This is a genomic window from Desulfobacter sp., assembly GCF_050177295.1.
Window position 1 is genome coordinate 1 of sequence record NZ_JBFXHE010000118.1, and the last position, 11,139, is coordinate 11,139.

At 51.8% G+C, this 11,139-nt stretch carries 10 protein-coding genes and 1 pseudogene; 5 read left to right on the forward strand and 6 right to left on the reverse strand.

Translation table 11 applies throughout. The features are described from left to right. Nucleotides 1–102: 102 nt before the first annotated feature. Nucleotides 103–1,224 carry a hypothetical protein gene (locus tag AB7U36_RS10325; RefSeq protein ID WP_428159697.1) on the forward strand — a complete coding sequence of 374 codons (1,122 nt, stop codon included), beginning with the start codon at nt 103–105 and terminating at the stop codon, nt 1,222–1,224. A gap of 15 nt (nt 1,225–1,239) precedes the next feature. Here the strand turns inward: AB7U36_RS10325 and AB7U36_RS10330 are convergent, their stop codons facing one another. Genes AB7U36_RS10330 through thiM form a run of 3 tightly spaced genes read right to left on the reverse strand, consistent with a single transcriptional unit; the run spans nt 1,240 to nt 3,082 of the window. Continuing rightward, nucleotides 1,240–1,941, reverse strand: coding sequence for a thiamine phosphate synthase (locus AB7U36_RS10330; protein WP_428159698.1), 702 nt, complete (start codon nt 1,939–1,941; stop codon nt 1,240–1,242). After that, nucleotides 1,925–2,242 (reverse strand): thiamine-binding protein, encoded by a 318-nt coding sequence (locus AB7U36_RS10335; RefSeq protein WP_428159699.1) that lies wholly within the window; start codon nt 2,240–2,242, stop codon nt 1,925–1,927. The genes AB7U36_RS10330 and AB7U36_RS10335 overlap by 17 nt, the downstream gene beginning before the upstream one ends. Nucleotides 2,243–2,245: 3 nt before the next feature. Next, nucleotides 2,246–3,082 (reverse strand): hydroxyethylthiazole kinase, encoded by an 837-nt coding sequence (gene thiM, locus AB7U36_RS10340; RefSeq protein WP_428159700.1) that lies wholly within the window; start codon nt 3,080–3,082, stop codon nt 2,246–2,248. Between the two features lie 183 nt (nt 3,083–3,265). Between thiM and AB7U36_RS10345 the strand changes: the two are divergent. The 4 genes and pseudogenes from AB7U36_RS10345 to AB7U36_RS10360 form a co-directional block, all read left to right on the forward strand. After that, a pseudogene (locus AB7U36_RS10345) lies at nt 3,266–3,388 on the forward strand (transposase); the annotation flags it as partial. 396 nt (nt 3,389–3,784) lie between these two features. Then, complete coding sequence (locus AB7U36_RS10350) at nt 3,785–4,156, forward strand: helix-turn-helix domain-containing protein (RefSeq protein ID WP_428159701.1); 372 nt, start codon at nt 3,785–3,787, stop codon at nt 4,154–4,156. An 11-nt stretch (nt 4,157–4,167) separates the two neighbouring features. Then, nucleotides 4,168–4,377, forward strand: a complete 210-nt coding sequence (locus AB7U36_RS10355; RefSeq protein ID WP_428159702.1) for a prevent-host-death protein — start codon at nt 4,168–4,170, stop codon at nt 4,375–4,377. Nucleotides 4,378–4,484: 107 nt separating this feature from the next. Further along, complete coding sequence (locus tag AB7U36_RS10360; RefSeq protein ID WP_428159703.1) at nt 4,485–5,285, forward strand: flagellin; 801 nt, start codon at nt 4,485–4,487, stop codon at nt 5,283–5,285. Nucleotides 5,286–5,287: 2 nt separating this feature from the next. Here the strand turns inward: AB7U36_RS10360 and AB7U36_RS10365 are convergent, their stop codons facing one another. From AB7U36_RS10365 to AB7U36_RS10375, 3 genes are all read right to left on the reverse strand, one after another. Then, entirely contained in the window at nt 5,288–6,163 is an 876-nt protein-coding gene (locus AB7U36_RS10365; RefSeq protein WP_428159704.1) for a transglutaminase family protein, read from the reverse strand. After that, complete coding sequence (locus AB7U36_RS10370; RefSeq protein ID WP_428159705.1) at nt 6,153–8,816, reverse strand: circularly permuted type 2 ATP-grasp protein; 2,664 nt, start codon at nt 8,814–8,816, stop codon at nt 6,153–6,155. The genes AB7U36_RS10365 and AB7U36_RS10370 overlap by 11 nt, the downstream gene beginning before the upstream one ends. A gap of 413 nt (nt 8,817–9,229) precedes the next feature. Continuing rightward, entirely contained in the window at nt 9,230–10,909 is a 1,680-nt protein-coding gene (locus AB7U36_RS10375) for an adenosylcobalamin-dependent ribonucleoside-diphosphate reductase (RefSeq protein ID WP_428159706.1), read from the reverse strand. Nucleotides 10,910–11,139: the final 230 nt, after the last annotated feature.

The window sequence follows — 11,139 nt, forward strand, 5'->3', positions numbered from 1 at the left end:
CATCCGAATATCAGCATGAAAACGGCCCCAGCGACAAAAACATTCTCCAGGTGGTTGAACAGTTGGATAAGACAGGCCGGGATTATTTTCTGATATTTGCCCATGTGGAGCACAAGAGCGGATTATGGCAGGAAATGGACGGCGGGAAAATCGGGGATTTCAAAGAGAACCGGTATCCGCGGCAGTGGGAAGTCTTCCGTATTAGAGATCATCCGCTATGTTTTGGGCATACCTTTTGGGGAAAAGGCCGGGGATACCGGATACAAACAGAATCTGGTGGGATTTTCCATGGGAAGCGGCGGGAAAGTCGAGATAGATGCAATGGACCGGTACGGTCAGTTGTACACGATTTGCCGGGTATGGAAAGAATCTTTTTCCGATGTTCTTATTGAAGGAAAACTTCAGCCCGGGGTTTCCATTCTTGAAACAGTGCTTCATAAACCCATTTACTTCGGACAAAAAGACCTTTCAAATTCCGGGGAAGGCTTTGGAAAGGATTTGGTCGATAAACTCCTTGGGGCAAGACTGGACCGGGTGCGCCGGGATATTGGCCAACAGAAACAGAACGTCATTGACGCGGTGGACCGGCTGACCCAATTGACCAACGTTAAAGATCAGATCGAAGAACAACGGAAAATAAAGCTGGATACGGAACATCGCCTGAAATTTTATGCGGATCATGGGGTGGAGGAAAAATTCCAGAAACGCCTGGATTTTGATAATGATGTCAGAATGTTGAATAAAGGAATAAAACTTGTAGAAAATTTTGTTTCTGATCTGGAAAGCCTTCTTGCACAGCATGAAGATGATGTGCGCAATTTTAAAGGCTACCAGTCTAAGCATAATGCAAGCCTGTTTGGACGGTTTTATGCGCATTACCAGGCTTATATTGCCTTGATTGACCAGATTAAGGCGTGGCTGGACAGGCAGGAGACCGAAAAGCAGGCGCTTGTAGCATGCAAAGCCGATCTGGGTGCGATCCGCAAGGGCATGGTGGAAGAATTTGCAGAAATTGAACGAAAACTGGGTCAGGAATTAAAAAGCAGCGGAACGCAGAATATCAGTTCCGACGAATTTGCGTATCAACTTCTTCCGTATAGAGGTTTTGGTTCGGGCGTACTCAGGGCATTGGAAAACTACCCTGATATCAATTTTATTGATGACCGGGACGGGAATCTGTTCAAGTGCATTATCAGGCGCAGGGACGCAAAACAGCTTATTTAGTGTTTGAACCGCTCGTTACCGCTTATGGCGGTTCCAGGTTTTAACCAGGTTTGCGGCTTCATGCCCGGGATCATCGGCCTGGGATATCGCAGATACAACGAAAAAACCGTCAACCCCTGTTTGGGCAAGCCCCGGTATGTCGGCAAGTTTGACGCCGCCCCCAACCACAACAGGAATTGAACTGAGTTGGGCAAGGGTTGTAATATCGGCAATACTTCTTGTAATTCTTTTTCCGTCCACATCCAGCCCGGAGTCCGGTTTGGTCTTTGTTTCGTGCAGGGGGCCTGCGCCAAAATAGTCAATCAGGCTGACATCTGCATTTTTTATGTACTCGAACAATTCATGGGTCCTGGCGGATAAGCCGACAATGGCATCAGGACCTAAATATTCCCGGCAGACGTCCACGGGGATATCAGACTGGCCCACATGGATGCCGTCAACGTGTATGCCTTGTTTTTTTGCCGCCAGGACCACGTCAAGGCGGTCATTCACCAACAGGGCCACAATGCGGGCTTTGCCGGCCTGGGCGATGACCTCGGCTGCCTGGCCGGTTAATTCGATCAATTGTCTGGCCGACGCTGTTTTTGACCGGATTTGCACGCATGTGAAGCCGGCGTCCACTGCATCCCGGATCATGGGCCCAACAGGACGGCCCTTGGTATTCTCCGGTCCCACCACAAAATATGCTGAAATATCCAGTTTATGCCGTATGCTCATCCGGGTCTCCCAAAATATTATTCACTTTATCAACCTTGGACGTCATCATGTCTGTAAATCCGGGCCGGATATCGGCTTTCAGAACAACGCCCGTACGGATGCCTTTGCCGGCCAGTACAAATGCTGCGTCTTTTACAACCTTCATCACCTCATCCCACGGGCCTTCGATCTCCGTGAACATGGAATTCGTACGATTTTTAAGGCCTGACGCCCTGATGATTTTTATGACCTGTGCAACCTCCCGGCTCAGTTCATCTCCGGTGCCGCTGGGTGATATGGCAACTGAAACCAATGTATTCATATCTTAAACCTCCTCAATGTCAAACGGGTTATCTGCAATTTCCGTTGGTTTTGCTTTATACAATTCGTCAAGAAAGTGAACCTGAAAGCTTGCCGGGCCATCTGTTTTTTCAGCGGCGCGGCGACCGGCCAGGTTATAAATTGCCGTGCCTGTCAATGCGGCGATAAACCCGGATGCCGCAGTGGCATAGACAGCCATGACGCCGCCCAGAGAGCAGCCTGATCCGGTGATTTTTTCCATAAAGTGCGAGCCGCCATGGGAAAAGGCTGTGATAGACCCATTGGTAATTAAATCCTGTCTGCCCGATACTGCCACAGCCCCGCCGGTCCATCTGGCCAGGGCCACAGCCGCATCCCTGGCCGCGCTTACCGGATCCTGGGAATCCACCCCCCGGACATTGGACGTTTCTGTGCCGCCATCCAGCCCCCATAACCCGGCCAGGGCCATAATTTCCGAGGCATTCCCACGGATTATACTTGGTTTACAGTCTTTAAATGTCAGCAAAAGCCGGGTGCGAAGGTCGCCGATGCCGATGGCCACAGGGTCCAGAACCCATGGTTTCCCGCTGTTGTGCAGAATTTTTGCCATGCCGGGCAAGGTCTTTTCATAGACCGGTTCAATGGTGCCCAGGTTTATGTATGCGGCACCACCTGCCCGGGCCAAAAATTGGGCTTCATCAGGCATATAGACCATGGCTGCCGAACCGCCCACGGCAAGCTGGGCATTGGCGACAAAATTGATGGTCACCGTGTTGGTGACAGATCCTGCCATGGGATTGGTCTGTTTTACGGTTTCAACAGCATGAATTATTTGGGTTTGAATCTCTTTTTTTATACTCATTTATATTACTGCTTCCGCTGGTATTATCCAGATCAAGTTCAATGGTATGATCTTAAGCCCTGCGGTCAATTTCCGCATTCAGTCCGTTACCCACAGACAGGCACCCATTTATGTTTTTGTCATGAATAGCAATATCACAATCGGAATGGATTTGGGAGACACGTTTCATAAATCCACGCTATCAGTGGATTTGTCGAAGGATTTAACAATAAAATAAAGGTCGTAAAACGTCGATGCTATGGAATATTTAACATCCAGCATCTTAGAGCTTGTTTGGTAATTGATGAATCGGCTGCAATCTCATGAAAATGGCCCCAATTCTCCCAAATTTTATGTCAATAGTCCGGCTATTAACAGAAAATTTGAAAAAATTGGTTCTCATTTTCATGAGATTTCGCTTCGATTCCCTAATTACCAAACAAGCTCTTAGACAACGGATTCTTTTGGACACTTTAGGGGCTGACCTGATTATTACAAATTAGGGTGAGTGTCAACTACGGAAAAGCCCGGAGAGCCTGTTTTTTCGGCCATCAACCGGTTGACTTTGGCGGGTGCGGGTTGATAAGCTTCTCTTTTATCAGTCTTCATTCATAAAATACTATAGCATTATTTGACAATTAATATCCTTATATGATAAACTCAAGAAAAATTTGATTTGATTTCAAGAATCCAAGGATTTATGGTTTAGAAAGAAGGTTGCCTATGGATACAGCAAAAAATAAGATTCCCCTTTCTTTTCCAATTATATTAAAGCGGTTAAGAAAAAATAAAGACTGGTCTCAGGGCCAACTGGCTCAAAAGGCGGGTATTGATCTGCAAAAAATTTCTAAATATGAAAGAGGGGTGTCCTCCCCTCCCATGCCCACGCTGGTTAAAATTGCCGAAGCGCTTGATGTCAGCCTGGATTACCTGGTTACAGGAAGAAATATCGGTGCAGAGAAAATGAAAAACACACAGCTCATCGAACGGATCGAAGAGATAGAAAAACTGCCTGCCGAATATCAGGACACCCTCATCTGTGTCCTTGATTCGTTTATAAAACGCCACAAATTTGAAGAACTGGCACACAGCTAAAGGAAGCAAAAATGAACCAGATCCAATATATTTCTGACGACCGGAACAACATCACGGGCGTTATTGTGCCCATTGCTTTGTGGAAGGAAATTGAGTCGGAAAAAGAAACTGCCTATCTGCTCAAAAGCGCTGCAATGAAAAAACGGCTGCTCGACGCTAAAAACCGCACGGAAGGAATCACCATTCTGTCTAAGAAATCATTGCTTTTATATTTTCGATAGCCCTTGTCAAAATATAATTAATTTGATTTTTTCTATATCCTGCTGTATTATTTGAATATTACAGGCCAGTCACAGCAAGAGACAAAATCAAGAACAGGGAGGGTCCCATGGCACTTACCATCAACCAAAACACCACATCATTAATTGCGGCAAGAATGCTTGAAAGAGCCAATACGGCATTGACTGACTCCCTTGAACAGATGGCGACGGGCCAGAAACTTAACTCAGCCGCAGATGACGCATCCGGCTTAACCATTGCAGACAGCTTGAAAAGTCAGTCTCTGTCGGCAGGCCAGGAACTCCAGAACGCCAGCGATAATGTCTCCATAACCCAGACCGCTGACGGTGCCTTGGGGCAGATCACCGATATGCTCCAGGACATCAGGACCCAGGCTGTGGATGCAGCAGGCGGGAGCCATTCCCAGGACAGCCTGTCCGATATTCAGTCTGATATCCAAGGTTCTCTGGATACCATTGATGATATTGCAGGCTCGACATCTTATAACAGGCAGAACCTTTTGGACGGCACTTACGACACAAACGGTCTTTCCATCTCATCTGCGGCAACGTCAACCCTGGGTTCCCAGGAAACCGGCTTTTTGTCCGACCTTGACATCACTACCGCCGAAGGTGCCCAGCAAGCCATTGAAACCGTGGACCTGGCCCTTGACCAGATCGCCCAGAACCGCTCCTCGGTGGGCAGCAGCCTGAACCAGTACACCTCGGATATCAGCAACATGTCCACCACCCAGATCAGCCTGATGGCGTCCGAATCGGATATCAGGGATGCGGATATCGCCGAAGAGAGTATCATTTTAAACCAGATGAACCTGCTCCAAGGCGTGGCCACCTATGCCCTGGATCAGTCCAATGCTTCCCGGGATACCCTGGTGAGTCTGCTGGGATAACCCTATGGCTGTTGCATCACATCCACAGCCACCTGGAGACGGTGGTTGCCGCCGCCAAGCACCGTGCCCCGGACCGGAGTGACATCCCCGTAATCCCGGCCCCATGCCAGGGTAATATGCTGATCGTTGGGCATGACATCGTTGGTGGGGTCCATATCCACCCACCCAAGCCCCGGAATATAAAGGGAGAGCCAGGCATGGGAGGCATCCGCACCCACCAGCTTTGACTTTCCGGGCGGGGGCTGGGTGTTCAGATAACCGCTGACATACCGGGCCGCAAGTCCCATGGCCCGAAGACAGGCAATGCCCACATGGGCAAAATCCTGGCACACCCCCCGTTTCATTTCAAAGGCTTTGGAAAGGAGGGTCGATATAGAGGTGGCATTGGGATCGTAGGTGAATTCGGTAAAAATCCTGTGGGTCATATTAAGGGCCGCGCGAAGCACCGGGGTGCCCGGCGCAAATATTTCAGCGGCCCATTGCGCAATTTTTTTATCGGGCCGGACCATGGGAGAGGGAAAGATAAATTCAAAGGCTTCCAGGTCCTTGGCCGTTTCATACCGCATCATCGTGTCTTTGACCTGTTCCCAGGGCTGGGTCTGGTCCGGCACCAGCCGGGCCGCCGGATGAAGGGTCACCTCGGCCTCAGCCAGGATATCAAGCTCGGAATGGGGGCTTTCCAGACAAATATTGATCACTGTGTTGCCAAAATAATCCTGGCGCATGGACCGGGCAGACGGTTCGGGGTTTAGAGAAACCCGGCTCTGGGTACAGGTCTGGAACTCTGAATTCCTGGGTATCAGCACCAGTTCACTATGGGACAAAGAGGCAGGCGACTCATATTGATAATGGGTCCGGTGGCTGATTTTATATTTCATTATTCACCGTCCCGGCCACAGGGTACCCCTTACCCTCAAACTGGCCATTGAGCTGTTTTTCCGTTTCAATCCGGCTTAAATAGTGCTGGGTGATGCAGTCGGCAAGGCCTTGCAGACCGTTGTTCAGTTTTTCCAGCAGCGCATCCAGGTTGGGCAGCACATGTTTTTCCCCAAGTATCATCAGCTCCTGTGTATCTGCCAGTCGCAGCCGGGTGGTCAGATCCAGGATAATTTTCTCCTCTTTTGTCCGGAAAGGAAAAGATTGAGATCTAGGCAGGTTTTCCAGGTGGGAGTGAAGGGCTGCCAGCTGAAATCCCACAGACCTTGGGTTTATCTCATCCAGCAGGAGCAGGTCCACCAGGGGTTCCATGTGAAGGGTGGTCCGGTACCGGGTGTGGTAGGTGATGCGGCTGTCCGCCACCTCAAGCACAGCCTCAAGGTCGTTGGAATCCGGAACCGCGTGGCCCTGGATCAGACTGGCCATGACGGTTGTCATGTGAAGGGCCCGCTCGATCCGCCTGCCCATGTCCATGAACCGCCACCCCATTCCCCGGGTCATGCTTTCCAGGGCAAGGCCTGCAAAGGCGGACATATTCAAAATTATGTCGCTGAGCATTTCCAGGATTTCCGCACTCTGATTTTTGGGGTTGATCCGGACCAGCCCTTTTTCAATCCGCCCAAGAATCTGCCAGGAATCATCAGAGAGCCTGTCCCTTACCCGGTCTGCCACCTGGATGGCGTTGTTCAGACAGTTAAGAATACTGCTTTGCACCGCAACCCCGTAGATGGACCGGTATAACTCCTTTTCAATAAGGCTTACGGAAAACGGAGCATCAGGCCGGCCAAGGCCCGAAGAGACAATTTCCAAATTGGCCATGACCCTGAGAAAGAACGGCATTTCACTGACCTTGTCCAGCCGGGTTTCACTGTGCACCCGCATCAAAACGCTCCGGATCACCCGCAGCATCCCTTCTGTACGTTCCATGTACCGCCCCAGCCACAGCATGTTATCAGCCACCCGGCTGGGCAGATCACTTCCCCTGTGAATTTCAAAGGGGGTGGTAAAGCGGTGGAGCATGCTTTTGAATTCTGTGGGACGCTCGGACAGGCACCAGGCATCCTTGGCCCCTTGCCCTTTTCCCCGGGTGCCGGACAGAACAAGGGTTTCCGGGTCATCGGCCACCCGGGCCAGTCCGCCGGACATGACAGCGGCTTCCACCTGATCCGAGATTTTTGCAGGCCCCGGGCCGGCATTTTCCGTAATGGCGGTCGAGAACATACGCACGGCTGTGTACCTGTTTTTTACCCCCTGTTCGGACCAGACCGGTACCGTAAAGGGGGCCACCGGGTAATGGCCGGCCCAGGCATAGGGCGTGGCCTGGATGGCGGCAATCAGTTCCTGTTTTTTAGGCCCGGCCAGGGACCGGGTATGCACCACCCGGGTATGGGCCGGGCTGAATGCGCTGTAAAGGGTCATGGGCCGGGCATTGCTTTTTATCTCTTCCGTCACCCGGAACAGGGTGTCCGGTGTTCCCAGCCAGAATGTATCCGTGTTTTCAAGGATCAGGGGTTCGCCCAGAATGTCCCGGCATAACTCCGGCAGCAGGGCGAACAGGCCCGGAGATTCAAGAACACCTGAACCAAGCGCATTGCTTATGGCCACATTGCCTGCCCTGGCCGCCTGAACCAGTCCGGGGATGCCGGGAAATGTCAGGTTTGTGCCCAACAGGGGGTCACAGGCATAATCCGGAATCCGGCGCAAAATAACATCCACCCGCTGGAGACCGCCCAGGGTTTTAAGAAACACCCAGTCTCCCCTGGTGGTCAGATCATTGGTCTCCACCAGGGTATAGCCCAGATATTTTGCCAGAAAAACCTGCTCAAAATAATGGGCGCCGGAAGGACCTTCGGAAAGCATCACAATCCGGGGTTCCTGCTGTTTCTGACCGGAGATTTCCATCAGGGACAGATTCAGGTATTTAAAAAACGGGGCCAGCCGCTGGACCTTTCTGGAGTGAAACATCCTGGGCAGAATCCGGGTGAGGATCACGCGGTTTTCCAGGGCATACCCGGTTCCGGCCGGTGCCTGGGTGCCGTGGGACGCCACCTGCCACCGGCCATCGGCCAGACGGATAAGATCCGAAGAAAACAGGTGATGATCCGGGGTAACGCGATCCGGACCAAACCGGCACTGGCGAAGAAATCCCGGATTGCCAAATATTAGTTCTGCAGGAATGACCCGGTTTTTGATAAAATCCTGGTGGCCGTAGATGTCTTTAAAAATCAACGCCAGGAGTTTTGTCCGCTGCTGGATGCCGTGTTCAAGGGCCTGCCAGGTGTGGCTCGAAATGGGTAAAGGAATGGGATCAAGGGCCCAGGGCCGCTCCGTGGCGGTTTCCGGATTGAAAACATTGTAGGCAGATCCGTGTTCCTGGATAATCTGACGCGCTTTTTTCCAGCGCCGGGACAGTTCTGTGGTCCCCAGACTGTTCAGGTATTCGGCCAGGCCATCCCAATGGGGCGGCATTTTACCGTTGCTGAAATCAACCGCTGTACTCCGGTTTAATATATCCGCAGTAAATACCGGGGTGACAGGCATGGCCCCGGACGGTCCCGGGTCGTCCCCGGGGATGGGTTCATTGGTCGGACGCATTCAGTTATGTCTATGTCAGCACGGTTTTCAACGTATTAATATCAAAGCGGAATCTGCAATAATCGCCATATTTCAAAGGCTCTCACTATAATTGATTCCCCTGAAAGACGCAAGATCAAAAGGTTGGCTTTCCCGCGCAACCGCATGTAAAAATAAAAAATTCAGTTGTAGCGGCGGGTGATAAATTTTAAGAAAAACATGTGATAACTGGGTTCAAAAAACGTGTTGATATCGTCAAACTTGTTTTGATTTCAAGGTTCAATTTACCCTGATCGCAAAAATTATCACCGGATGAATTCCAAATTCGGGATAGATAATTTGTTTTAAACTCCATATGGTACGGAAATCAAAATAGCTATCGGATCAGGCTGGTAAGCGAATCCGGCCAGGTGGGTGCCGCACAGCAGGGGGCGTCAACCGCAGCCGTCCCGGTTGACGGTACAGGTATTGAGGACCTGGTCGCCATGGGACTTGTCGCGGTATATGGTGATCCCTTTGAGTCCCATGGCATGGGCGTTGAGAAAGACCTGCCGGACATCTTCCCGGGTCGCGGACTCCGGCAGATTAACGGTTTTGGAAACCGCATTGTCCGTGTGGCGCTGAAATGCCGCCTGGATCTTTAGATGCCACTCGGGCGCCACATCCCAGGCTCTCTGGAACACCTCTCTTGGGATCGGTTTTTGATCCTTCTGATAGTGGGCATAGATGGGATGGATGTCATCGTAAAGAACCCCGTTGATACGCCGCTGGCCGCTGAAGGCAAAGACGGGTTCAATGCCGCTGCTGACACCGGCAATCAGGCTGATGTTCCCTGTCGGGGCCACGGTGGTTAGCGTGGCGTTGCGCCGCAGGCGGACTCCCCGCTTGGGAAAGATGCTGTGGTCAAAACAGGGAAAATTGCCGCGCACCAGTGCCAGGGCCGCAGATTCCGCCTCGGCACTGCGTTGAATCTGGGACATAACCCGGTCGGCCACGGCCACGGCCCTGTTACTCTGGTACGGGATATTCAGCAGGATCAGCATGTCGGCAAAACCCATGATCCCCAGTCCGATCTTACGGGTGGCGCGGCTCATCTCTTCGATCTGCCGCAGCGGATAGTGGTTGATTTCGATGATGTTGTCAAGGAAATGGACAGCCGTCCGGGCCAGTTTGTCAAGTTCGCCAAAGTTGATTTCTTTGTTTTCAACCACCTTGGTCAGGTTGATGGATCCCAGGGTGCAGGACTCATAGGGCAGCAGGGGTTGTTCACCGCAGGGGTTGGTGGCGGAAATCCGCCCCATACCGGGAACCGGATTGTCCCGGTTGATACGGTCGATGAAAAGGAGGCCGGGATCACCGGTCTGCCAGGCTGAAGAGGCCATGCGTTCGAATATCTTTTCCGCGTTTCTGCGCCCCACGGTTTTGCCGGTCCCGGGGTGAACCAGCGGGTAATCCCGGCCGCCGTTAAGGCAGTCCATAAACTGTTCATCCACGGCAACGGAGAGGTTGAAGTGGCGCAAGTCGCCCCTTGTCTGTTTTGCGCTGATAAAGGCTTCAATATCCGGATGGCCGATGTCCAGGACAGCCATATTGGCAGCCGGCCGGCTACGGTTCTGATCTGTCCGACCGGCTGCCGTATCCAGCAGCCGGATAAAGGCGACCGGCCCTGCAGCTCCCCCCGGGGCCCGGAGAATAGTATCTCCCCGGGGCCGTAGCTGGCTGAACGAAAAGCCGATACCGCCGCATACCCCGTGGATGAGGGCCGCTTCTTTCATGGTTTGACACATGGCTTCCGGCTGGTCTTCCACCGGGAGGACAAAGCAGGCGGCCAGCTGGCCCCGGGGCCTGCCCGCGTTCATCAGGCAGGGGGAATTGGGCAGGAAGGCAAGGGATGCCAGAACCGCTTCAAAGCGGTCTGCGGTTTGGGATACATCCGCACCGGTGCCGAACAATTGGTCTGCCCAGGCCACCGATGCGGCAACCCTATGAAACATATCTGCGGGAGTCTCGATGAGATCTCCCCGGCAATTACGGGCCAGGTACCGGTTTTTGATGACAGTCCAGGCCAGGGCTGACAAAGGGGGGTATTCCCTTTTTATACGGGTGTTTTTCATAGCCGGATCTCCATGCGCTGCCTTAACCCTAATGTTGCATAAAATAAGGATATCACATCTTCAGAAGCAGAAACACCAGAAATGAAGTTTTATGCCACGGATTCAGGTGCTCACCCGCTAATACTTAGAAAAAGAAAAAAGGTTAATTATCTTATCCGTTTGGATATATAAAGAGCTCTGTGTTTTTTATTTTGAGCATATTCACCCCTTTTAACAGCCGGCCAGGCTGG

What these genes read in the sequence shown, in the direction of transcription:
- AB7U36_RS10325 (WP_428159697.1), top strand. Translation starts at nt 103, where the DNA reads ATGTGGAGCACAAGAGCGGATTATGGCAGGAAATGGACGGCGGGAAAA.
- AB7U36_RS10330 (WP_428159698.1), bottom strand. Translation starts at nt 1,941, where the DNA reads ATGAGCATACGGCATAAACTGGATATTTCAGCATATTTTGTGGTGGGA.
- AB7U36_RS10335 (WP_428159699.1), bottom strand. Translation starts at nt 2,242, where the DNA reads ATGAATACATTGGTTTCAGTTGCCATATCACCCAGCGGCACCGGAGAT.
- thiM (WP_428159700.1), bottom strand. Translation starts at nt 3,082, where the DNA reads ATGAGTATAAAAAAAGAGATTCAAACCCAAATAATTCATGCTGTTGAA.
- AB7U36_RS10350 (WP_428159701.1), top strand. Translation starts at nt 3,785, where the DNA reads ATGGATACAGCAAAAAATAAGATTCCCCTTTCTTTTCCAATTATATTA.
- AB7U36_RS10355 (WP_428159702.1), top strand. Translation starts at nt 4,168, where the DNA reads ATGAACCAGATCCAATATATTTCTGACGACCGGAACAACATCACGGGC.
- AB7U36_RS10360 (WP_428159703.1), top strand. Translation starts at nt 4,485, where the DNA reads ATGGCACTTACCATCAACCAAAACACCACATCATTAATTGCGGCAAGA.
- AB7U36_RS10365 (WP_428159704.1), bottom strand. Translation starts at nt 6,163, where the DNA reads ATGAAATATAAAATCAGCCACCGGACCCATTATCAATATGAGTCGCCT.
- AB7U36_RS10370 (WP_428159705.1), bottom strand. Translation starts at nt 8,816, where the DNA reads ATGCGTCCGACCAATGAACCCATCCCCGGGGACGACCCGGGACCGTCC.
- AB7U36_RS10375 (WP_428159706.1), bottom strand. Translation starts at nt 10,909, where the DNA reads ATGAAAAACACCCGTATAAAAAGGGAATACCCCCCTTTGTCAGCCCTG.